The organism is Oscillospiraceae bacterium (assembly GCA_025757985.1).
Lineage (GTDB): Bacteria > Bacillota > Clostridia > Oscillospirales > Ruminococcaceae > Gemmiger.
In genome coordinates this window covers 134,705-157,911 of record CP107210.1, presented here as the reverse complement: position 1 = coordinate 157,911, position 23,207 = coordinate 134,705, and the positions used below count along the sequence as shown (strand labels likewise).

15 protein-coding genes, 2 tRNA genes and 2 rRNA genes are annotated in these 23,207 nt (G+C 58.8%); 3 read left to right on the top strand and 16 right to left on the bottom strand.

What is annotated here, in order from left to right:
* Positions 1-86: 86 nt before the first annotated feature.
* The 3 genes from murC to OGM67_00720 form a co-directional block, all read right to left on the bottom strand.
* Positions 87-1,460, bottom strand: coding sequence for a UDP-N-acetylmuramate--L-alanine ligase (gene murC, locus OGM67_00730; protein UYJ34906.1), 1,374 nt, complete (start codon positions 1,458-1,460; stop codon positions 87-89).
* Positions 1,461-1,722: 262 nt separating this feature from the next.
* On the bottom strand, positions 1,723-2,709 hold the full coding sequence (locus OGM67_00725; protein ID UYJ34905.1) for a hypothetical protein: 987 nt from the start codon (positions 2,707-2,709) through the stop codon (positions 1,723-1,725).
* A gap of 68 nt (positions 2,710-2,777) precedes the next feature.
* The gene (locus OGM67_00720; protein UYJ34904.1) at positions 2,778-3,104 is read right to left on the bottom strand and encodes a hypothetical protein; all 327 of its coding nucleotides are present in this window, start codon (positions 3,102-3,104) and stop codon (positions 2,778-2,780) included.
* 128 nt (positions 3,105-3,232) lie between these two features.
* On the opposite strand from OGM67_00720, the gene OGM67_00715 reads away from it, so the two are divergent.
* Positions 3,233-3,454 (top strand): hypothetical protein, encoded by a 222-nt coding sequence (locus OGM67_00715; GenBank protein UYJ34903.1) that lies wholly within the window; start codon positions 3,233-3,235, stop codon positions 3,452-3,454.
* Between the two features lie 196 nt (positions 3,455-3,650).
* Complete coding sequence (locus tag OGM67_00710) at positions 3,651-5,072, top strand: glycine--tRNA ligase (protein ID UYJ34902.1); 1,422 nt, start codon at positions 3,651-3,653, stop codon at positions 5,070-5,072.
* A 55-nt stretch (positions 5,073-5,127) separates the two neighbouring features.
* On the opposite strand, the gene OGM67_00705 is transcribed toward OGM67_00710, so the two are convergent.
* From OGM67_00705 to rlmB, 6 genes are all read right to left on the bottom strand, one after another.
* Positions 5,128-7,191, bottom strand: coding sequence for a DUF6311 domain-containing protein (locus tag OGM67_00705; GenBank protein ID UYJ34901.1), 2,064 nt, complete (start codon positions 7,189-7,191; stop codon positions 5,128-5,130).
* Complete coding sequence (locus tag OGM67_00700) at positions 7,192-8,073, bottom strand: aldose 1-epimerase family protein (GenBank protein ID UYJ34900.1); 882 nt, start codon at positions 8,071-8,073, stop codon at positions 7,192-7,194. It abuts the gene before it with no gap.
* A gap of 172 nt (positions 8,074-8,245) precedes the next feature.
* Entirely contained in the window at positions 8,246-9,112 is an 867-nt protein-coding gene (locus OGM67_00695; protein UYJ34899.1) for an arsenic efflux protein, read from the bottom strand.
* Between the two features lie 29 nt (positions 9,113-9,141).
* Positions 9,142-9,537 (bottom strand): transposase, encoded by a 396-nt coding sequence (locus OGM67_00690; GenBank protein UYJ34898.1) that lies wholly within the window; start codon positions 9,535-9,537, stop codon positions 9,142-9,144.
* 63 nt (positions 9,538-9,600) lie between these two features.
* Positions 9,601-13,269, bottom strand: coding sequence for a hypothetical protein (locus OGM67_00685; GenBank protein ID UYJ34897.1), 3,669 nt, complete (start codon positions 13,267-13,269; stop codon positions 9,601-9,603).
* Positions 13,270-13,341: 72 nt separating this feature from the next.
* Positions 13,342-14,142 (bottom strand): 23S rRNA (guanosine(2251)-2'-O)-methyltransferase RlmB, encoded by an 801-nt coding sequence (gene rlmB / locus OGM67_00680; GenBank protein ID UYJ34896.1) that lies wholly within the window; start codon positions 14,140-14,142, stop codon positions 13,342-13,344.
* Positions 14,143-14,727: 585 nt separating this feature from the next.
* On the opposite strand from rlmB, the gene fba reads away from it, so the two are divergent.
* Positions 14,728-15,591 carry a class II fructose-1,6-bisphosphate aldolase gene (fba, locus tag OGM67_00675; GenBank protein ID UYJ34895.1) on the top strand — a complete coding sequence of 288 codons (864 nt, stop codon included), beginning with the start codon at positions 14,728-14,730 and terminating at the stop codon, positions 15,589-15,591.
* A 75-nt stretch (positions 15,592-15,666) separates the two neighbouring features.
* Here the strand turns inward: fba and OGM67_00670 are convergent, their stop codons facing one another.
* From OGM67_00670 to OGM67_00640, 7 genes are all read right to left on the bottom strand, one after another.
* Positions 15,667-16,533 (bottom strand): AAA family ATPase, encoded by an 867-nt coding sequence (locus tag OGM67_00670; protein UYJ34894.1) that lies wholly within the window; start codon positions 16,531-16,533, stop codon positions 15,667-15,669.
* A gap of 633 nt (positions 16,534-17,166) precedes the next feature.
* Positions 17,167-18,432, bottom strand: a complete 1,266-nt coding sequence (locus OGM67_00665) for a recombinase family protein (protein ID UYJ34893.1) — start codon at positions 18,430-18,432, stop codon at positions 17,167-17,169.
* Between the two features lie 87 nt (positions 18,433-18,519).
* Positions 18,520-19,506, bottom strand: a complete 987-nt coding sequence (locus OGM67_00660; protein UYJ34892.1) for an alpha/beta hydrolase — start codon at positions 19,504-19,506, stop codon at positions 18,520-18,522.
* A 244-nt stretch (positions 19,507-19,750) separates the two neighbouring features.
* Positions 19,751-19,867 (bottom strand): 5S ribosomal RNA (gene rrf, locus OGM67_00655).
* 97 nt (positions 19,868-19,964) lie between these two features.
* Positions 19,965-22,796, bottom strand: a 23S ribosomal RNA gene (locus OGM67_00650).
* A gap of 245 nt (positions 22,797-23,041) precedes the next feature.
* Positions 23,042-23,118, bottom strand: a tRNA-Ile gene (locus tag OGM67_00645).
* Between the two features lie 3 nt (positions 23,119-23,121).
* Positions 23,122-23,197, bottom strand: a tRNA-Ala gene (locus OGM67_00640).
* Positions 23,198-23,207: the final 10 nt, after the last annotated feature.

Here is a 23,207-nt window from a genome sequence, read left to right as displayed (position 1 = left end):
AGCGGGGTCACTGACAGCTTCCCCCGAGGGGGGAAGCCACTCTACCAAAAAACAGGCTGCCCTGTCGGACAGCCTGTCATCAGATTTTATTTCTCTACCATCATGTCGGCAGCCTTGTACAGATCGCCGCAGCTCATGCAGATGACAAGGTCACCCTTCTTGGCGTTTTTCTTTACCCAGTCGGCGGCACCCTCCAGCCCGCTGACCACAACGCTGCCGGGCAGCTTGGCGGCAAGGTCCTCGCTCTTGACGCTGCCGTCATCCTTCTCGCGGCCGCCCATGATGGGCAGCAGCACGACCTGATCGGCGGCGCGCAGCACCTTGGCAAATTCGTCCATCAGCATCTTGGTGCGGCTGTAGGTAAACGGCTGATGCACCGCGATCACACGGTCATAGCCCATCTCCTTAGCCGTGGCCAGCGTGGCGGCCAGCTCGGTGGGATGGTGGGCGTAGTCATCCACAATGACCGCGCCGTTGCACTCGCCCTTGATCTCAAACCGGCGGCCGGTGCCGTGGAATTCTTCCGCTGCGCGGACGGCATCCTCGGGCTTGAGGCCCAGCGGACGCACGCAGCAGCACATGGCCAGCGCATTGTAAATGTTGTGGTAGCCGGGCACACCAAGCCTGATGTGGGCAAAGAACTCGCCCAGCTCAAGCACATCAAACTCAAAGAAGCCGGGCTTATACTCGCCGATGTTGACGGCGTGGAAGCGGGCCTCCTCCTCTTTGATGCCGAAACTCAGCACCGGGCGGTCGATGGAGTTGACGACATCCATCGTGTTTTTATCGTCCATGTTGAACACAACGGTGCGGGACAGCAGCGCAAACTTCTGGAACGCAAGCTTGAGCTGACCCATCGTGCCGTAATATTCCAGATGGTCATTGTCGATGTTCAGGATGACGCCCACCGTGCTGGTCAGCTGCAGGAAGGTCTCATGGTACTCGCAGGCCTCAATGACCACGCTCTGGCCGCTGCCGGCCTTGCCGTAGCCGCCGATGAGGGGCAGCTTGCCGCCGATGACGGCGGCGGGGTCCTTGCCGGCCAGCTCCAGCATGGTTGTGATCATGCCGGTCGTGGTCGTTTTACCGTGGGTACCAGCCACGCCGATGCTCTGGCTATGGGTGCGGCTGATATAGCCCAGCATGACGCTGCGCTCCACCGCCTTGATGCCGCGGGCGTGAGCCGCCTGCAGCTCAGGATTGTCATTATGGATGGCGGCGCTGTAGACGACCAGATCCGGATTGCCCAGATTGGCCGCATCATGTCCGATGGCCACACGGACGCCGAGCGCACGCTCCGCCTCGGTGTTTTTGGTTTCCTCGACATCGGAGCCGGTGATGGCGAAGCCGCGGCTGTGCAGGATCTGGATCAGCGGATAGGTGCCGGAGCCGCCGCAGCCGATAAAATGGATCGTGCGGACCCCCTCCAGCAGCTTGGGGTCATACATACTAAAAGCCATAACAGTGGTCACCTCAAAATTTATCCGCTGCCTTAGAGGATACGGCATACGGCATTTTTTTACTAATACTATGAAAGTATTATACTATTTTTCTGCAATAAAAGAAACACTTTTTTTGAAATCCCCGCCTGTACAGGTAATTTTTGGGCAAATGGCACAAATTTGGACCCGCAGTTTCTGGCAATACATCGAGGGTGCAGCCGCAGCCGCACCCTCGATGTGTGAAAAGATTTTTTATAGTACGATAAATGTGCCCTGTATTTCAGGTCGCTTGGGGCGTGACTTCCTGCGGCAGATAGTCTTGCGGCAAGCAATCCTGCGGCAGGCAATCCTGATAGAGGGCATCGAAGCCGCTTTCCCGCAGAATATCCTCCGCAGCCTCTCTGGGCTTGATGTTTTCTCGGGTATAGCTGGGGCAGCACAAAAGCGCTTCTTCAACAGCCTTCAAGCGTTCCGCCACACTCAGTATCATTTTTTCAAGCGCCGCCGTTGCCTTCTTGTCATTTTCCTTTGTCAGGAAAAGATAGCGGAACAGGTAACTCAACCGCTGCCCATAGCTGCGGCGCAGCGCCAGCAATTCCAGCTCGATCTGTGCAGCCAGCACAGCCGCTTTCTTTTTGTTCGGCGTCACCACAAACGAATAAACGCCAAACAATGCCCACAGCCCGCCAAAGTCGCAGAGTATCTCCGGCACATACTTTACATACGGGAAAACTGTGTTGAGCGTCAGCAGCACGGCAACCGCCGCAAAGCCCGCTGCAAAACTGCGTACATTGAGACCGCCTATCACGAAAAAAAGGAAAAAAACAGCCGTTACCAGCAATACAAACACCGCCTGCTCTATGTCGAAATAGCTTACCGCTGCGCCGCACGCGACAGAAATCAATGCCAGCAGAAACATACCGATCAGCCCGGCGACACGCGTAGAGCTTGCTTTTACACTTTTAGCGTCGTCATCCACCTTTTTCCACCTTTGGGCAAGCTCCGGGAACGCGGTATCCGCCTCACGGTCTGCGGGCAGCGCATCGTAAGCAAGTGCCGCCAACTGCACTTCATTTTTGTTCTGCACGCAGACGGACGGCAGGGTGGTAAGGACTTCAAGCGTCAGCTTTCCCAATTTGTCCGGTTTCGCAAAGCGTTCCGCCTCGCCGTTATCCTCTGCCCTGATGCAGTTTATGGTATCTTCCAGAATCGCCTGCCGCAGCTCATCCGAATAGTCCCAATAATCCTCTTCCGTTGCAGTAGGCACTTCGCTTACAGAGGTCGCCACTGCCGTGTACGCACTTGTTTCCGTAGAAATCTTATCCGGCCATTCCCTTATTTTTGAGTTAAATTCCAGTTCAACGGTGTATACTTTTTTTCCATCTTCATCCTTGTCAAAAAAAGCGTTTCTTCGCCTTTTTCCTCTCTTTCCCGGTCCATTTCTTCCGCCGTTTCCATGACGAAGTTATACACTCTGCGGAAGCGTTTTTCTGCCTTATCAATATACTCCCGCGCGGCGTTTTCCCCGTGCTTTCGGGCAACCTCCCGTGTTTTGATATAATCATCATATAAAGCCCAGTTCCAGACCGCGCGCTGCACCGCCAGTTCCTTGCTGATTGCGTCCTTTATTCTCAACCGTTTCAATTCGCGCAATGTAGTCATATCGCAACCTCTTTTCCTCTTTTGCTGCCTTTATCATAGCATATTTCTTTGACGAATCCAACGATTTTTGTGGCATTTTGTCTGCTTTTTTGATACAATAAGAAAAACGCTGTGGAGGTGCCGACCGTATGGCAAAGCTGATTTGGAGCCTAGACCCTTTGGCCGTGTCGCGGCTGGGGCGGGCGGCGAAAAAGCCGCCGTTCAGCAAAGAGGAATTGGCCCGCATCGGCATTCCGGCGCGCAAAATTCCCCGTGTGCAGGAGGAGCTGGCACGGCTGAGCGGGGATAAAACGCTGAAACGCGAGGAGCTGGGGATGCTGGCGTGGGAGATTGCGGACTTGCTTTTATAAGATAAAATCATGGTGCTGCGCGCTGCTTTAGTTTTTGTTTTTGCCCCGAAGAGCAAAAACTCCACATTTTTTATTATCTTTTATCTTTTATCTTTTATCTTTTTATGGTATACTGAATTTATCGTGCCAAATTTATCCGGGCGCGGTGGGAAAATCGCTTTGTGTGGCAGCCAGCCATGCGGAAGGAGTAACACAAATGAAGAACAGTGAAAAAACCCTTGACATGATCGTAAACCTGTGCAAAAACCGCGGGTTTATCTATCCGGGCAGCGAGATCTACGGCGGCCTGGCAAACAGCTGGGACTACGGTCCTCTGGGTGTTGAGTTCAAGAACAATGTCAAAAAGGCATGGATGAAGAAGTTCGTGCAGGAAAGCCCCTACAATGTCGGTCTGGACGCCGCCATCCTGATGAACCCGCAGACCTGGGTGACTACTGGCCATGTGTCCAGCTTCTCGGACCCACTGCTGGACTGCCGCGCCTGCAAGAGCCGCCACCGCGCCGACAAGCTGATTTCCGAGTGCGAGCAGGGCAAGGGCGTGGATGTCGATGCCATGACCTTTGATGAGATGGACGCTTTTATCGCCAGCCATGATGAAGTCGTCTGCCCCGTCTGCGGCAAGCATGACTTTACTCCCATCCGTAAGTTCAACCTGATGTTCAAGACCGCCATCGGCGTTACCGAGGATTCCTCCTCCACCTGCTATCTGCGCCCCGAGACCGCACAGGGCATCTTTGTCAACTTTGCGAACATCCAGCGCACGACCCGCCGCAAGCTGCCCTTCGGCGTCTGCCAGGTCGGCAAGGCGTTCCGCAACGAGATCACGCCGGGCAACTTCACCTTCCGCACCCGTGAGTTTGAGCAGATGGAGTGCGAGTTCTTCTGCAAGCCCGACACCGATCTGGAGTGGTTTGCCTACTGGAAGGACTACTGCAAGAACTGGCTGCTGAGCCTCGGCATTCAGGAGGAAAACCTGCGCCTGCGCGACCACGAGCCTGCCGAGCTTGCCTTCTACAGCCGCGCCACCACCGACATCGAGTACGCCTTCCCGTTCACCGACTGGGGCGAGCTGTGGGGCATTGCCGACCGCACCAACTATGACCTGAGCCGCCATCAGGAGGCCTCCGGCAAGAGCCTTGAGTACTTTGACCCCGAGACGAACGAGCATTACATCCCCTATGTTATCGAGCCGTCTCTGGGCTGTGACCGCGTGGCGCTGGCCTTCCTGTGCGAGGCCTACGATGAGCAGCACCTTGTCGATGCCAAGGGCAAGGAGGATGTGCGCACCGTGCTGCACCTGCACCCCTATCTGGCACCGTTCAAGTGCGCCGTGCTGCCCCTGTCCAAGAAGCTGGGCGATAAGGCGATGGAGATCCGCAACGAGCTGGCCAAGGACTTTATGGTCGACTATGACGATGCCGGCTCCATCGGCAAACGCTACCGCCGTCAGGACGAGATCGGCACCCCGCTGTGCATCACCGTGGACTTCCAGACTGTCGGCGACGACAAGGTCGAGGCCGATGGCTGCGTGACCGTCCGCGACCGCGACACGATGGAGCAGGTCCGCATGCCGATTTCCGAGCTGCGCGACTATGTTGCCAAAAAGGTTGCGTTCTAAGTAAATACCGTATAAAAAACTGCCTGCAAATGGAATCGCATTTGCAGGCAGTTTTTTATACGATTTTTTCTACCGTCACACTGTTGACAGTGACATTGGCATCGTCCAGAGTATGGACAGCAACACGCCAGTAGTGGAGCATCTCGGTGGCCGTGAACTCAAAGGTCATTTCGTTGGGGTCGATGCCGGTGAAGTCGATGTCCAGCTTGTAGGTTTCTTCGTTGATGAGGCCGTACCGCGCGTAGATGTAGCTGTGGTCAAAGCCGCTGCCGGTCAGCGTCACACGGTAGCGCCCGGGGAACAGCGTCCACTCCTCGGTCATCATCTCACCGTTCATGCCCAGAACAATGCCGTCCGCCGCCAGAAAGAGCGGGTCAACATCCGACTTCGTCAAATCCATCGTGTGGGCGGGCACTTCGGGCGCAGGCTCCTCCTCGATGCCGTCGATGGGCTCGACGCTGCCGATCAGGATGCCATCCAGCCGGTAATAGTGCAGGTCGTAACTGTTCCGCGTCAGCTCGTCCTCGTCGATGAAGGCATAGAGCGTGTCAGCGGAAAGCTCGTTCAGCTCGCCCGGCAGCGTGACCGCCGCAAGGTTGCCGTCCATATGCGCCATGTAGAAGCTATTGGAGGTCCAGCCGTGGTCGGCGGCAAAGTCGACCAGATCCCAGAACTCGTCATGCTCAAAGTCAAATGTGGCAAAGGCCAGATGGCTGTACCTGCCGCTGGCAGCGATCTGCTCCCACACGGGGTCGGTCAGCAGGGTCTTATTCTCGTAGCGGAAGCCGTAGTAGTGGTAGTCCGTCCAGCGGTTGAACAGCTCCGACCGCTGGCCCCAGCCCTGCGCCACGGCGCAGACAGCCAGCATCAGGGCGGGCGCGACACCGTTATCCCAAAAGCGCAGCACCAACCCGCAGCCAACAGCAGCCAGCAGCATACCTGCCAGCCACGCCAGCCGCGCGCAGGAGGAGAACATCGCCCAGAAGTTCATCAGAAACTGCGGGATGGGCACGGTGAACAGCGTTTTTCCGTTCACCGTGATGGCATTTCCGCCCGCGGCAATCAAATCCAGCACCAGCACCACAGAGCCGGCAATGAGCCAGTCGCGGTGGGCGGCAAAGAATTTTTCCGCCTTGCGGGCGTTGCAGACTATGCCGAACACCGCCAGCACCACGGCCAGCGATGTTCCGATGCCTGCATAAACATTCTGCTCCCAGCTTTGCGCCAGCCACGGCACAAACAGGCCGAGGTAGTCCGCCCCGCTGAGGTAGCCGTTGGAGTAGCCCGCAAAGTTGACAGCGAACGCCCCCAGCAGCACCAACTCCGCCAGCGCCGCAGCGCAGAACGCTGCTATCGGTGTCAGCACAGCCGCCGGGCCGCGTTTTTGCAGGGCGCGGCGCACCGCGTAGCCCACAAGCACAAGACCGACCATCGGCAGGTAGTACAGATGGATGCCCGCACAGAGCAGACCCATGCCCGCCCAGACAAGGCAGGCGCGGCGGGTCGTGGGCATAAGCTCGTCACTGCGCAGCCAAAGGTAGAGGGCCAGCAGCACCAGCCAGTTGGCGGCGAGTGCCGTGTGGGCAAACATGCGCATTGTCAGCGCCGGGAACAGCACAAGTAATCCTGCACCCGCCACGCTGCCCCACAGTTTCGCCGTCTGCTGTGGACTCATGATAACACCGATGGCCGTCTTACTACCGCTACGGTCAACCGTGGGCTGCACACCGGCAATGCGGGCAATGACCGCCTGCGCCAAGCCGCCCTGCAGCATGTAGCAGGCCAGACCCCACCAGCCGAAATACTGGAACCGCGCGGGCAGAACCCCGCCCAGCAGCTTGAAGAACAGCGCCGCCAGCGGCAGTGAATCCGTGAACAGCACACTGGTCCGGAACGGGTAGACCGCATTATAATTCGCGCCGATGTACGGCAGATGCACCGGGCTGCGGCGGAACAGCTCCCACCCCAGATAGTGCTGGGCTGGGTCGGGGCTGGGGTTATTCAGGATCCAGTCAACGCTGGTCGGGTCCAGCACACGAACGCCGTACACAGCCAGAAAGACCAGCGCCCCGAGCAGGGCGCCGGTCAGCGGCCAGCGATATTTTCTCAGCGCCTTCATTTAGCGCACAAAGGTTGTGGACAGAGTGGTGGACCAGCTCTCTCCGCGCTTGAGGGAGGCAGCGCAGGGGCGCTGCTCCCAGTCGATGGGGCCGTTTTCCTCACCGGGCAGGCTGTGCCACGGCTCAATGCAGATAAAGTGCAGCGGCTTTTTGGCGGCAGACCAGATCAGCGTGTAGGGGAAGTCCGACACATCACAGATGACGCTGCGGCCGGTATCCTTCTCAATGACAGAAACATGCTGGCTGCGCAGGTTGACCATGGCATGGCTGTCGCTGTCAAACAGGTCATCGGTCAAGGGGATGGCCTCGACATTGCGGGCGAGGTAGTAGCTCTGGCCGTTCAGCAGGCCGGTGGGCTGGGCACTGACACAGAGCGGGGACTCGATGCCGTCAAAGCGGATCTCGTAATCCTCGGTGACATGGCGGTCATCGAAGGGAAGCGCAAAGGCCGGGTGGTAGCCGATGCCGAAGCGCAGCTCCTCCTCAACGGGGTTCTCGACCGTCAGCGTGTGGTGGACGGTCTCCCCTTCCAGCGTAAAGGTCGAGCGCAGCACAAACGCATAGGGCCACTTGGGCAGCGTTTCGGCGTTGGCGTGCAGCTCAAATTCCAGCAGGTTGTCGGCGTGGCGGGTCATGGCATGCTCCACATCGCGGGCAAAGCCGTGCTGGCCGCCGGCGTACTCTACCCCCTTGGCGATCATCTTGCCGCCGGTCAGCTTGCCGGTGTAGGGAAAGAGGATCGGTGCGTGGCGGCCCCAGACTGCGGGATCACCCTGCCAGAGCAGCTCGGCCCCGGTCGGCTTGTGAAGAACGCTGACAGGCTCGGCACCGTGGGTATCCACCGTCAGGCGCAGGATCTCATTTTCAATACTGTATTGCATGGGGATTCCTCCTTCTAAGTAAAAGCCTTCCCCTGCGGGGGAAGGTGCTGAACGAAGTGAAGCGGATGAGGGCCGACCTTCCGCAATCGTCCGGAAACAGGTTTGACAGAAGCTCTGCCCTCATCAGCCGCCTGCGGGCGGCAGCTTCCCCCACGGGGAAAGCCAAGGTTTTTTACAGCGGCAGTATCTGCAGCAGCATGCCTGCCGCCGCACCGACCGCCCAGAGCAGGCCCGTCATAAAAAGGTTCTGCTTCCAGCTGGGGTTTACCCGCCACAGCACGGCCAGACCGACACCCGCACCGGCCGTAAGGCCCGCAAACAGGCTGCCGAAGGTGATGGCCCCCTGCACATAGAGCTGGGCCAGCAGTACGCTGACCGCGCAGTTGGGCACAAGGCCGACCAGCGCCGTCAGCATCGGCTGGAACACACCCATGCCGGACAGCGCCGCCGCGATGGGTTCCTCGCCGAAGGCTTCAAACACAAGGCCAATGATAAAGCTGAACAGCAGGATAAAGACGAAAATTTCCAGCGTGTGGCGCAGCGCGGCCAAAAAGATGCTGCTCGTCTCCTCATGCTCCTCATGGCAGTCCACCTCATCGGCGTGGCCTTCATAGCCGCCGTAGAGGGAATGCGGCAGGATATGGCGCAGCGGAATGTCGAGCAGCCAGCCGCCCACGATGGCAAACGCCACCTTGCAGGCCAGCAGCAGGACCAGCGTGACCCACTGGGACGGCTCGGCCGCCAGCAGCGGGATCGCCTCATCGCTGGTGGCGATAAAGACCGCCAGCACCGTGCCGGGTGTAATGACCCGGCTTGCATACAGGTTGGAGGCTACGGCGCTGAAGCCGCACTGCGGCACACAGCCCAGCAGCGCACCGGGGATGAACCCCCAGCGGCCGCCGCCGGCAAGCGCCTCCTCAATACTTTCCCCATGGTGGCGCTCCAGCCATTCGATCAGCAGGTAGGCCAGATATAAAAACGGCAGCATCTTCACGCCGTCAATCAAGGCGTCCAGCAGGGCGTCTAAAAACAATTCCATGAATACCTCTCTATATTATAAGCTAAAATTCATCGGTAGCTGCGCAGCAGGCGGACCGCCGGGCGCACAGCCTTATCCGGGATACGGGCGCGGAACCGCGCCACCGTGCGGGCTGAGAACGGAACGCTGTCGCTGAACTTCTCAAATCCCAAAAAATACTGCAGATAGGGGCTTTCCTGCACCAGCGACACCACCTCGCGGTCGATGACGCCGTAATGCAGCTGGATCACACGGCAGCCCAGCGCCACGCGGGCGGGCAGTGCCACCGCACCGCCGGGGGCAAACTGTTCACTGTAGGCCTTTTCAAAGGCGTCCCAGTCGATCTCGGCAGCCAGCCGCACCCAGCGGTTGGCGCCGCACAGCTCGCCATGGTAGGGCGGCAGATAATCGTAGATCGACATCTGTTTTTCGCGTGTGCGGTACACGGGTTTTTCCCCCTTCCTGTGGCAGCACCGTCCCTTTTCAGCGGGCGGCCCTGCCTTTTTTTATCAGTAGTAGTGCTGCATAAGCGGGAACACCAGCGCCAGCACGCACCACGCCGCCTGATACAGCACGATGCCGGCCAGCGGCAGGGTGACAAGGCCGCCCGTCAGGGTCAGCAGCACACCGACCGCACAGCTGAACAGCACAGAGACCGTCAGCACGATAGCAGCCTTATGCTCGCCCTCGGCAGCACCGGCTGCGGCCTGCAGACCGCCCACAAAGCTGGCAAAGCTGCCCAGATGGAGCATGTTGCCCTCGCTTTCGGGCAGCCACGCCACCGCCGGGGCAACGGCCTGATGCTCACCGCTCGTCAGCACCTTGACCGAACCGGCGGGCAGACTGTAGGCTGTCTCCAGCAAGCGGACATCGCAGTTGAAATCATCGCAGTCCACAACGAGGGAAAGCCCCGCATGGTGCAGCGTTTCCAGCACGGCCGCCGTGTCGGGGTCGCGCTGGTAGGCCACCTGAAACATAGCGAACAGCTTGCCGGACACCGCCAGATAGATGACCCGGCGCTGGTTCACGGTATGGTGCTGCTCATATTCCAAGCTGGGGATCTTGATGCCGTACTCCTGCATCAGGGCGCGGTTGCCCACCAGAACACGGCGCTTGTTGATCCAGCCGACATAGCCCTTGCCGTAGATCGTCTGGCGGTCATCGACCTTGGCCAGCAGGCTGCGGTTCTCACCCAGCATGTTCATAAAGACATCGCGCAGCGTGGGGCCTGCCTCCGACAGAATGGAGGCCGCGTAGACGATGGCGGTGTCGATATGCTCTGGCTTGACGGGCTTGATGCCGGCCAGCGAAACGCACCCGACCGGGAAGAGGTCACGCGCTGTGACCTGAATGACATTGATGCGCCCAAGCTGGCGAATGTCGCGCCAGCCGGGGATGACCGCGCCCACCTGCGCGGCACTGCGCTGCATCATGCGGGCAGGCAGAGCCGACAGCAGCGTACCGGCCAGCGGTGCGGCCAGACAGCCGACCCCCGCCATGACCGTGGCGGCCAAAACCGGGTCCTTGCTGCGGATGACGGTAAAGAGGAAGGCAGCCAGACAGCAGCCGCCCAGCAGCCACGCAAACTGCTGCTGGTTTTTGTCGCTGGTGCCGCGTGCGGCACTGTTGGCCAAAAAGCTGCGGAAGATCTGGGTCGGGCGGCTTACCAGCACGCTGGGGTGCGGCTCGGCCAGACCCTGAGACACAGCCCTGAGCGCCCCTGCGTCCTTGAGGCGGTAGGCAACGGCATGCTCGACCTTGGCGCTGACCAGCTGGAAGTTGTCACTGACGGTCGCAGCGTTCAAACGGCGGCCGGCGGCGTTCAGGCACAGTACCAGCGCCGCAGGGCCTGCCAGCATGGGGAGATTGGCCGTGTAGCCGCCGTTGGCCAGCATCAGGATGCACTGCAGCGCCGCGCCGATCGCTGGCAGAATGGACAGACTGTCCGGGGAGGGGGTCTTGACCAGCCCCCGGATGCCGCTGAGAAACGCCTCCCAATTGGCGGCGCAGGCTGCCAGCAGCAGCACAAGCATGACTGCCGGGTAGACCATGGCATCGCCCAGCGCAGCCGGGCGCACCGGCAGCACCGCCAGCACGATCATGACCGCAGCGGCCACGCCCGACACAAGGCAGGCCACCGTGGCCTGTGTCAGCTTTTTGGCCAACTCAGCGCGCACCGCAGGGGCATCCTCGGCGCGCTCATACTCACGGCTGTGGGGCACGGGGATCTCCGCCGTTTCAAACGGAGAGACCGCATTGTCCTCGCTCTCATCCTCGGCACGGCCGGCAAAGCGGGCGGCAGCCTGCCTGACCTCGGCGGCAGTCGGGATATGGGTGTGGGTGCGGGCAGCCGCAGCGTCCTCGGCCAGCGAGGCCGTCAGCCGGGCGGCGGCATCTTCATAGCGCAGGGTGTCCCCTGCCGGCTCACCGCTGTTGATGGCATTGGCAATGTCACTGACAAAGGCAGAGGTGTTCGGCTCCGCCGGGGCGGCACCGAGGTTCTGCGTGTAGCCGCTGTGGGCAGACTGTGCCGGGGCAGGCGCACCGCCCAGCTGCTGGGTAAAGCCCGTGCGGGCAGGTGCCGCAGCAACGCTGCTGAGATTCTGGGTAAAGCCGCTGTGCGCCGGTACCGGGGCGCTCAGGCTTTGGGTAAAGCCGGTATGGGCCGGGGCAGCAGGCGGCTGCGGCGTCAGGCTGATGCGGCCGGTCAGAGTATCGACCAGCTGATCCACATCATCGCGCTGGCGGTGGGGCAGCAGCCGTTCTCCGGTCTGGCGATTCTCCTCCTGCGTGGCATCCCCCACAACAACGGTGTTTTCGTAAGGGTCCTCCCCGGCAGCGTCCGGCTGGGGCGCAGGGTCCTGCGCGGCGGGCTGGGGCGTGGGGCCAAGTTGGGCTGCAGCCTGTCTGCGCCGGGGGCGCACGGCGTTGTAGGCGCTCATGAACTCCTGCGTGCTGTCCGTCGGGACAGTGTCCAGACCGCCGATCTGCATCGTAAAGCCGCTTGGGACCGGCTGGCTGCGGGGCACCTCGATCGGCTCACCTACAGGCTCTCCGCTGCGCTGCGGCACAGGCTGCGGCGGCGGGGCGGTCTGGGGCTTCTTGCCGGGGGTGAACTCGACCGTATTGCGCTTTTTGCGGTAGATCGTGCCGGTCATGCCGCCGGTCAGCGTATCGGACGGGTGCTTCTGGGCCTGATCGACCGTGCTGCGGATAAAGTCCATCGTCTGGCCGCCCTGCTCCTCCGCGCTACGGCGGGCCGGGCGGGTGTATTTGCTGCGCCAGACCTCCTGCGTCGGATCCTCGTGCTCGGTCTCCGGCTCAGCCGGGCGTACCGTCTGGGGGGCCGGGGCGGTGCGGGCAGGCTCTTCCGCCCGCTCCTCGGGGATCATCAGCTCCTCGGTCTCCTCCTCCGGGGCGAAAAAACCGCCCAGAAAGCCCTGTTTTCTGCGCGGCTCTGCACTGCGCTGGGGCGGCTGTTCCGGCTCCTGATCGGGATAATACTCCTGCTGCATGGCAGGGTCATCCTCATACTCCGCATTTTTACCGCTGAGCGAGACATTGATGGGCACAAACGCCCCCGTATCCTCGGCATGCTTGAGGCCGAGAAAGCCGCGCTTTTTCTTTTCGGGCTTCGGCATCCGGCCCTTTTCATCGGGCACGACCGCGACTGAGTTCTTGAAGAACTTCTGAAACTGGTTTTTGCCCTGATTCAGGGCATCGGTGTCCGCAGCGCTGCCGTCCGGCGCCATTTTAAGCAGAAAATCCTTGATGATGCCGGTGCGGGTCGTATCGCCGTCATAGCCCAGACTGCCGGTCGCGTTTTCCGCAGCTGCCGGGGTCGGCATTGTCTGCTGCGGCGGCCGGGTGCTCTGCACGGGCTGCGCAGACTGACGCGCGGGCGTGTAGGGGGCTGGTTGTGTCGGGCGCGCCGGGCGGGGTGCAGGCTGCACGGCCGCAGCGGGCTGCTGCAGCAGGGCGTCCAGCCCGCCATCCGCACCAGAGGCCGGGCTGCGGTCGGGCACAGGCTGTGCGGGCGCGGTGGTGATGCCTACACTGCGCAGGATCTCATCGACCTGACGGTCGGTGACACTGTCCCGCAGGCCGGCCTGCGCCTGCTGTATATTCAGGTCTTCCAGAATACGGTCAACCGAATCATTGGTACGTTTGCTTGGCATGGTGATTCCTCTTTGTAAAAGGATGAACTTCGTTTTTAGCGGGAGGCAGCCCTGCCTCCCCCTGTATTATGTTTACTTCTTCGCAATCCGTCTGCGCATCACATCATAGCAGAGGATGCCTGCTGCCACGCTGACATTGTAGCTGTCAACGCCGGTTGCCTGACCGGGCGCCATCTCCAGCGTGACCGCCGCATCGCAGAGCTTGCGGGTCAGCGCGCCGGGGCCGCCGCCCTCACTGCCCAGCACCAGCGCGACCGGGCCGGACAGGTCGGTTTTGGCCAACGGGGCACCGCCGAGGTCAGCACAGTAGACAAAGATATTATGCTCCTTGATCGTGCGGATCGCCTGCGCCAGATTGGGCACCCGGGCAATGGGCAGCCGTGCGGCCGCCCCGGCGCTGGCTTTCATGACCGTACCGGTCACGCCGACACCGCCGCGCTTGGGGATGACAACACCGTGGGCCCCGCACAGATACGCAGAGCGCACGATGGCCCCCAGATTGTGGGGATCCTCGACTCCATCGCAGAGGACGAGGAAGGGCGGCTCGCCCTTGGCCTGCGCCGCCTTGAACAGATCGTCCAGACTCGCATACGCCACCTCGGCCGCGCGGGCGGCCACGCCCTGATGATCCGGCGTGCCGCACATCTTCTGCAGCTTGTTGGCGGGCACACGCTTGACCACCGCGCCGCTCTCCTTGGACAGGGCCGTATAGTAACCCGCCACCGCCTGAGGCATTGCATCGGTCAGGTAGACCGTATCCACCGCGCCGCCGCTTTTCAGCAGCTCGGTCACGGCATTCTTGCCCCATACCAGGGTATCGGTACGCTCGGCACGGTCGGGCGTCTGTTCGCGTTCGCGGGCAAATTTTTCCATAGTGTCCTCCATTGTATCGTAAAAAGCCGACAGTAATCGACTATGCTTCATAATCAGTAAACAGTATACCACATTTCGGTGTGCTTTGTCACCTTTTTTTGCGCCGTCCGGGTCCGCGCAGCCGCTTTTTTACAACTTTGCCGGTCAAAATGCGTCAAAAATGCAAACGCTCTTATTGCCTTATCGCAGCATCGTTGTTTATACAGAGCGTAGACCACGGCGCACTTTTCCACCTGTTGAAAACTCTGTGGAAAGTGTTAAAAAGATGCTTTATAATGGGCTTTTCCACCGTTTCAACCAAGTTTTCAACAATCATGGTGGACAAATTTTCCACATAACAGCCCGGATAAACCCTTTTGTCAACCCGGAATAACGCCGATTTTCCCAGCGAATCCGTTCGGTTTCCCCACATTTTCACCAAATCGCGCCGCAAATCCGGGCCTTCTCGCTCTTGTGACAAAAGTACATCTGCCGCAATGAAAAAACCTGTTGATTTTTTGTCAAAGTCGGGTTATAATAAACTTAATGGTGCGCCGGGTGTCGGTGTACCACCTATTGTAACTGTTATATGTGGAGGTATGAACTATGCTGGTAAATGCTACCAATATGCTGCTGAAAGCGCGCGATGGCCACTACGCAGTCGGCCAGTTCAACATCAACAATCTGGAGTGGACCAAGAGCATCCTGCTCACCGCACAGGAGATGAACTCTCCTGTCATCCTCGGTGTCTCTGAGGGTGCCGGCAAATACATGACCGGCTTCAAGACCGTGGCCGCCATGGTCAAGGCGATGGACGAGAGCCTGGGCATCACCGTTCCCGTTGCGCTGCATCTGGATCACGGCACCTACGAGGGCGCTAAGGCCTGCGTCGCTGCCGGTTTCACCTCCATCATGTTCGATGGCAGCCACTACGCCATCGACGAGAACGTTGCCAAGACCACCGAGCTGGTCGCGCTGGCACATGACCACGGCCTGTCCATTGAGGCTGAGGTTGGCTCCATCGGCGGCGAGGAGGACGGCGTCATCGGCATGGGTGAGGTCGCCGACCCCGCCGAGTGCGCGAAGATCGCTTCTCTGGGCATCGACTTCCTAGCTGCCGGCATCGGCAACATCCATGGCAAGTACCCCGCCAACTGGAAGGGTCTGGACTTCGAGGCTCTGGACAAGATCCACAACGCCACCGACAACATTCCTCTGGTTCTGCACGGCGGCACGGGCATCCCTGACGAGATGATCAAGAAGGCCATCTCTCTGGGCGTCTCCAAGATCAATGTCAACACCGAGTGCCAGCTGAGCTTTGCCGATGCTACCCGCAAGTACATCGAGGCCGGCAAGGATCTCGAGGGCAAGGGCTTTGACCCCCGCAAGCTGCTCGCTCCCGGCGCCGAGGCCATCAAGGCCACCGTCCGTGAGAAGATCGAGCTGTTCGGCTCCGCCAACAAGGCTTGATTTTTCAGCTGCCTAAACAAAAATAAACATCGCCCGCAGACTGTGGCTGACTGCCACCGCCTGCGGGCGTTTGTTTTACTCAAATTCGTTCCTATGCCGCTGGAAAAACTCCCATGTCGCCCTTACATTCTCCAATTCCGTCCACTTCCGTGTTGTGACGGGCTCGGCATCCAGATCATACACCCGCGCCCCCGGCATGGCCAGCAAAAACGGCGAGTGTGTCGCTATGATAAATTGGCAGTTGTAAAACCGCGCAGAATCATGCAAAAATTGCGCCAGCTCCAGCTGCCGTTCGGGCGAAAGGCTGTTTTCAGGTTCATCCAGCAAATACAGTGCATCCTCACGGATGCGCTCGCTGAACACAGCCAATGCGCTCTCCCCGTTGGAGCGGGTGCGCACATTGGCAGGCAATGTGCGGCGCGCCATCTGGGACTGGCTGTATCGCCGCGCGGCGCTTACCTGCTTGAGCCGGTCGTAGTCCTTCATGCCGTGCATCTGGAATTTTTCCCGCCGAAGTTCGTTGTAATCCGCAAACATCTGCTCACGGCGCGTGTCCACGCCATCGTTCAGCGCCCGCAGATCGAGCATATAGTCAAACACATCATCACTTGTCAAGATCATGCTGCCCGTGGGTATGGGGCGCGCAGTCCGCGGCTCACACAAGCGCGCATAATCGTCAAAAAAAGGCGTCCGATTATACTCTGCGCGGCGGTAAAGCCGCAGGGCATCGGCCATTACATTTAATAACGTTGTTTTGCCGCTGCCATTGCCGCCGTACAGAATCGTGATTTCAAGAAAGTCCAGCTCGGGCAGCGTGCGGCCTTCGAACAATCCAAACGGATAGTACGAATCATAACAGGTCTGCCTCGCGCGCGGGCTGAACGCCATGTATTTCGCTTCCTGTGCCCGATCTGGGAACCGAAAACCGGAAAGATATATCATAATTGTCCCTCCTGCCCCCTATTGTAGCACAGTTGTGCGCGTTTGCATAGCGTGGGTCAGGAGGTGTTTTTATATGTCCAAAGGCAGTATACTGATCTATACCTCTGCCGCAGGGCAGGCCGCGCCCCTGGCAGGGGCAGCTCTGACCGTGCTGGATGAAAGCGGTACCGCCCTTGCCCACCTGACCGCCGATGCGGACGGCCGCGCAGAGGCTGCTGACCTGCCCGCACCCGATGCAGCCTACAGTCTGGACGCCGCCAACACGATGGTGCGCCCCTACGCACTCTACCGCATAGAGGCCGCACTGGAAGGTTGGCAGTCCCTTGTGCTGGACGGTGTGCAGGTCTTTGACGGGCAGCAGACGGTCGCACGGCTTGCGCTTTTACCGCGCGGTACAGTCCCTGACGCTGCACGCAGCAGCGAAGCGGAGGTCATTGCAATACCGCCCCATACGCTGTTTTCCGGGAACGGCGGCAGCGGCCCTGCACCGGAGGAGGTCCTGCCCGGCAGTGTACTGAGCCGGGTCGTTATCCCCAAAAAGATCACCGTGCATCTGGGCAAGCCCACAGCGAACACCGGCAATGTGACGGTGAGCTTTCAGTCCTACATTGCGAATGTCGCATCCAGTGAGGTCTACCCCACATGGGCGGGCGTTCCCTGCCCCACCACGCCGGGGCGCGCGTACACCCGGATCGCTCGCATACCGTTCTGCGGTGGGTCGACGACGAGCTTATTCACCGCCGCGCAGACCTCCGCGCGGGTCAGCGGCGCAGTATCGCTACACAACAGCTTCTGCATCAGCGCCTCGGCGTCGGCCATTGGCAGGTAGCGCTGACCGGGGCAGGCCGCGCGGCTTCGCTGCGCCGTGCGGCAGCGGAAATACCGCCGCGCCGCCGTACCGGTCAGCTCCATCTTCCCGCCGCAGATGCCGCAGTAGACAAGCCCTGCCAGCAGGTGTGTCTGTCCACACGCACAGGCGCGGCCGCGCGCGGCGAGCATCCGCTGCACAGCGTCGAAATCTGCGCGGTCGACGATGGCCTCCTGTGTTCCCGGCACGACGATCCAATCCTGCGGCGGCAGGCGCACCGTCTTCGTGGATTTGTAATTCAGCTTACGCACCCGTCCCTGCTCCATGTCGCCCGCGTAGGTACGGGTGGCAAGGATGCGCCGCACAGTCGCCTTGCTCCACAGCGCGCGGGACGGCACGGGGTGGCCAAGCTGCCGGGTGCGGTAGGCAGCGGGCGGCGGAATGCTTTCCTTATTTAAAAGCGCGGCAATTTTCGCCGTGCCGTGCCCTGCCAGATACAGCGCAAAAATTTTCCGCACGACCGCCGCCGCAGGCGGGTCAATGACGAGCCGGTTGTGATCGGCGGGGTGCTTGCGGTAGCCGTACAGTGCGAAGCTGGCAATGTAGCACCCGCTGTGCCGCTTGTGGTCGAGCACTGCCCGCACATTCGCGGACAGATCCTCCAGATACCACTCGTTGATCAGGCCGTTGATCTGACGCGCCTTTTTCCCGGCCGGGTCTTGCGTGTCGACATGATCCAGCACCGCGATGAACCGCACACCCCACTCCGGGAACAGCCCGTGCAGGTAGCGCTCGACCAGCTCCATATCGCGGGTGAAGCGCGACTGGGTTTTCGCCAGAATGACCTCGAATTTTCCAGCCTGCGCGTCGGCCAACATGGCGTTGAAGCCGGGGCGCCCCCGATCAATGCCGGAGTAATCCTCATCGATGTAGACGCGGTAGACCCGGTAGCCGTGCGCCTGCGCCCAGTTCAGCAGCAGCTCGCGCTGGTTGCGGATGCTCTCGGACTCGCGCGCGGTTTTGTCCTCGTCCTCGCGGCTCAGGCGGCAGTAGACCGCCGCCCAGCCCTTGCACGGCAAAATTTGTTCCATACTCTCCCATCCCCCCTGCTGCATCATACGCCGCGCGGCGGGCGGGCAGCACAAAAGCGGCGCAGGTTCCCCCGCGCCGCTCTGCGTTCAGTTCATATAAGGCTCGATGAAGTCAAACACCGTGTCCCAGTAGGTGTCCCCCAGCGCGTACATGGCCTCGCCGTGGCCTGCGCCGTCGGCGGTCAGCTCGGCCTTATTATCGCCGGGCTTCGCGTTATACAGTTCGTCCATCATCTCATAGGGGATAAAGTCATCCGCCGTGCCATGAATGAAAAGCATCGGTTTTTCGCAGTTTTCCACCTGCCGCAGGGCGCTGGCCTCGCCGAATGTGTAGCCAGCCCGCAGTTTAGCGACGCCGCTGGCCGTGTAAAGGATGGGGAATTCCGGCAGGCCGAACCGCAGCTGCAGCTCGCTGGAAAAGACGTCCCAGACGCTCGTGTAGCCGCAGTCCTCGATGAAGACTTTCACGTTTTCGGGCGTGTCCTCACCCGCTGTCATCATCGTGGTGGCCGCCCCCATCGAGATGCCATGGACGACAATCTCCGCCTGCGGGTCATCCGCGAGGATGAAATCGATCCAACGCAGAATATCCTCGCGGTCAAGCCAGCCCATGCCTACGTAATCTCCGTCGCTGTCGCCGCAGGCGCGCAGGTCGGGCGCGATCACCTGATAGCCGGCCTCGTAATAGGGCATCGCCAGATTCAGCACGCCGGTGTGGTCGCCGCGGTAGCCGTGCAGAACAATCGCCCAGCGGTGTGTGTCGGCGGTCTCGGCGTTGGCATAGCGGACGCCATGCAGGGTCAGGCCATCGGCGGCGGTGAGTGTCACGTTTTCTCCCGGATGGGCAGCTGCGAAGGCGTCGATGTCCGCGCTGTACTGTGCGCGGTTCGTCTCAATGATTGCCTCGACGCTGTCCGGCGAGGCTTCGACCTCCAGCGCGACTTCACGATCGCCGCCGTCTCCGCTGCGGCCGATGGCATAGTTTACAAGGTAGTTGCTGACAAACAGCAGCGCTGCCGTCAGCACCACGACCACCGCACCGACTGCGATGACGATTTTCTTTTTCGGACTCATTTTTGCTTTTGTTTTCAAGGTGTATTTCCTTTCTGTCCCTCTATGACTTATCAACAATAGTTGATAGTATACCGCAATGTTATTGATTTGTCAACATTTTCCTTTTGGAAATGCCCTTGTTCCCTTACCACTCCGTAGGGGCAGCTTCCATATCCGCCCGCGCAGCCTTGCCTATACTTCCCCGCTCCCCTTTACAAAACAAACAAAAAAGCCCTACCCCTTTCGGGATAGAGCTTGTAAGAGAAGCCGGCATCTACCTATTTTCACAGGCCGTTTCCAGCCAACTATCTTCGGCACAAGTGAGCTTAACTTCTGTGTTCGGAATGGGAACAGGTGGAACCTCACCGTCATCGACACCGGCCAACGCGTGACCTTCGTCATGCTTCTCTTTTTGTTGAGGATGTACCCTCAAAACTGAATATCGAACCGCTTTTGCAAATAGAGTATCTGATCAAGATGGGGTCAAGCCCTCGACCTATTAGTACACGCTAGCTGAACGGATCACTCCGCTTACACTGTGTGCCTATCAACCTTGTAGTCTTCAAGGGGTCTTACCTGATTGACTCAGTGGGATATCTTATCTTAAGGCCGGCTTCACGCTTAGATGCTTTCAGCGTTTATCCGATCCGAACATAGCTGCCCAGCTGTGCCACTGGCGTGACAACTGGTGCACCAGAGGTTCGTCCATCCCGGTCCTCTCGTACTAGGGACAGCGCCTTTCAAATATCCTGCGCCCACGACAGATAGGGACCGAACTGTCTCACGACGTTCTGAACCCAGCTCGCGTACCGCTTTAATTGGCGAACAGCCAAACCCTTGGGACCGAATTCAGCCCCAGGATGCGATGAGCCGACATCGAGGTGCCAAACCTCCCCGTCGATGTGGACTCTTGGGGGAGATCAGCCTGTTATCCCCAGGGTAACTTTTATCCGTTGAGCGATGGCATTTCCACTCACATACCACCGGATCACTAACTCCGACTTTCGTCTCTGCTCGACCCGTCAGTCTCGCAGTCAGGCTCGTTTATGCGTTTGCACTCATTCATCTGGTTTCCGTCCAGATCGAACGAACCTTTGAACGCCTCCGCTACTTTTTAGGAGGCGACCGCCCCAGTCAAACTGCCCACCTGACAATGTCCCCCGCCTCGATTCAGAGGCGCAGGTTAGAATTCCAATGTCGCAAGGATGGTATCCCAACGTCCGCTCCAGAAACGCCAAAGCGCTTCTTTCCCAGCGTCCCATCTATCCTGTGCATGCAACACCGAAACCCAATATCAGGCTACAGTAAAGCTCCATGGGGTCTTTCCGTCTTGTCGCGGGTAACCGGCATCTTCACCGGTACTACAATTTCGCCGGGCGGGCTGTTGAGACAGTGCCCAGATCATTACGCCTTTCATGCGGGTCAGAACTTACCTGACAAGGAATTTCGCTACCTTAGGACCGTTATAGTTACGGCCGCCGTTCACTGGGGCTTCAATTCAATGCTTGCACATCTCCTTTTAACCTTCCAGCACCGGGCAGGCGTCAGCTCGTATACGTCATCTTTCGATTTAGCACAAACCTGTGTTTTTGGTAAACAGTTGCCTGGGCCTATTCTCTGCGGCTCACTCTCGTGAGCACCCCTTATTCCGAAGTTACGGGGTCAACTTGCCGAGTTCCTTAACAACCCTTCTCCCGTTGGCCTTAGAATCTTCTTCCTACCTACCTGTGTCGGTTTGCGGTACGGGCACCTTAGATATACACACAGCTTTTCTCGCCTCTCATCCAGCCGGACTTCGGTACTATATTTCCCTCGATCACTACCAGAACCAACACCTGGCTCCGACCTTCTAAAAGTGTCCCTGTGCTTAAATCTTTCGGTGGGGACGGAATCTCTACCGTCTGTGCATCGGCTACGCCTTGCGGCCTGACCTTAGCTCCCGCCTAACTTGGAGCGGACGAACCTTCCTCCAAAAACCTGAGGTTTCCGGCCATGTGGATTCTCACCACATTCGCGCTACTCATTCCGGCATTCTCACTTCTGTAAACTCCACAGCCGCTTACGCTACTGTTTCTCCGCTTACACAACGCTCCCCTACCCCGCATCTTACGATGCAGCCTAAGCTTCGGTTTGTATCTTAGCCCCGTTAAATTTTCCGCGCAGAGACGCTCGACCAGTGAGCTATTACGCACTCTTTAAATGAGTGGCTGCTTCTGAGCCAACATCCTGGTTGTCTGCGTATTTCCACATCGTTTTCCACTTAGATACAATTTGGGACCTTAGCTGTAGATCTGGGCTGTTTCCCTTTTGACAATGAGATTTATCTCACACTGTCTGACTCCCATACATCAATACTCCGGCATTCTTAGTTTGATAGGCTTCGCTACCCTCTCGGGCGCTAGGCCATTCAGTGCTTTACCTCCGGGTATCTAATATGAGGCTAGCCCTAAAGCTATTTCGGGGAGAACCAGCTATCTCCGAGTTCGATTGGAATTTCTCCGCTACCCACAATTCATCCGCCGCCTTTTCAACGGAGGTCGGTTCGGCCCTCCATGAAATTTTACTTTCACTTCAGCCTGATCATGGGTAGGTCACCCGGTTTCGGGCCCATTGCATGCTACTGAACGCCCTATTCAGACTCGCTCTCGCTACGCCTCCAGTCCTTAAGACCTTAAGCTCGCAACATACAATCGCTCGCCGGACCGTTCTACAAAAAGTACCATATCACACGTTGATGTGCTCTATGTGCTTGTAGGCACAAGGTTTCAGGTTCTATTTCACTCCCCTCCCGGGGTCCTTTTCACCTTTCCTTCACAGTACTATACACTATCGGTCACTGGGTAGTATTTAGGGTTGGAGGGTGGTCCCCCCATCTTCCGACCAGGTTTCACGTGTCTGGCCGTACTCTGGAACTCGCGCAGCTCTCGTCGTTTTCACCTACGGGATTCTCACCCTCTTTGATTGGCCTTCCCATGCCATTCGGTTAACAACTCAAGTCCTAAAAGCGGTCCATACCCCGGAAGGATTTCTCCTCCCGGTTTGCCCTCTTCCGCGTTCGCTCGCCACTACTAACGGAATCTCGTTTGATGTCTCTTCCTCGCCCTACTTAGATGTTTCAGTTCAGGCGGTTCCCTTCCTGCACCTATGGATTCAGTACAGGATACCGGAGTATGAACTCCGGTGAGTTTCCTCATTCAGAAATCTCCGGATCAAAGGATGTTTGCTCCTCCCCGAAGCTTATCGCAGCTTACCACGTCTTTCATCGGCTCCCAGTGCCAAGGCATTCTCCTTGCGCCCTTTGTAGCTTGACCGTTGTTTATCTCTCGATAAACATATCTTATTTCAGATTCTCCATTTGCCAACGAGATTTTACCATTTACTGTCGAACTTACGTTCTTCAGTTCCGCTTGGTGAAATTATAGATTTTAATTTAAAATCAGGAATTTTACATAGCTAATAAAATCTCATTTCGCAGTTCTATATTCAGTTTTCAAGGTACATCAGCTACTTGCGTAGCTCCATAAGGGATTTGTGGGTTGCCCTCACAGGCAACCTGTGGTGGGCTGAAATGGACTCGAACCATCGACCTCTCGGTTATCAGCCGAGTGCTCTAACCAGCTGAGCTATCAGCCCAAATGGTGGAGATAAAGGGATTCGAACCCTTGACCCCCTGCTTGCAAAGCAGGTGCTCTCCCAACTGAGCTATACCCCCGCGTTATTCA

Coding starts and splice junctions, on each gene's coding strand:
- murC (UYJ34906.1), bottom strand. CDS start 1,460: ATGGCTTTTAGTATGTATGACCCCAAGCTGCTGGAGGGGGTCCGCACG.
- OGM67_00720 (UYJ34904.1), bottom strand. CDS start 3,104: ATGACTACATTGCGCGAATTGAAACGGTTGAGAATAAAGGACGCAATC.
- OGM67_00715 (UYJ34903.1), top strand. CDS start 3,233: ATGGCAAAGCTGATTTGGAGCCTAGACCCTTTGGCCGTGTCGCGGCTG.
- OGM67_00710 (UYJ34902.1), top strand. CDS start 3,651: ATGAAGAACAGTGAAAAAACCCTTGACATGATCGTAAACCTGTGCAAA.
- OGM67_00705 (UYJ34901.1), bottom strand. CDS start 7,191: ATGAAGGCGCTGAGAAAATATCGCTGGCCGCTGACCGGCGCCCTGCTC.
- OGM67_00700 (UYJ34900.1), bottom strand. CDS start 8,073: ATGCAATACAGTATTGAAAATGAGATCCTGCGCCTGACGGTGGATACC.
- OGM67_00695 (UYJ34899.1), bottom strand. CDS start 9,112: ATGGAATTGTTTTTAGACGCCCTGCTGGACGCCTTGATTGACGGCGTG.
- OGM67_00685 (UYJ34897.1), bottom strand. CDS start 13,269: ATGCCAAGCAAACGTACCAATGATTCGGTTGACCGTATTCTGGAAGAC.
- rlmB (UYJ34896.1), bottom strand. CDS start 14,142: ATGGAAAAATTTGCCCGCGAACGCGAACAGACGCCCGACCGTGCCGAG.
- fba (UYJ34895.1), top strand. CDS start 14,728: ATGCTGGTAAATGCTACCAATATGCTGCTGAAAGCGCGCGATGGCCAC.
- OGM67_00670 (UYJ34894.1), bottom strand. CDS start 16,533: ATGATATATCTTTCCGGTTTTCGGTTCCCAGATCGGGCACAGGAAGCG.
- OGM67_00665 (UYJ34893.1), bottom strand. CDS start 18,432: ATGGAACAAATTTTGCCGTGCAAGGGCTGGGCGGCGGTCTACTGCCGC.
- OGM67_00660 (UYJ34892.1), bottom strand. CDS start 19,506: ATGAGTCCGAAAAAGAAAATCGTCATCGCAGTCGGTGCGGTGGTCGTG.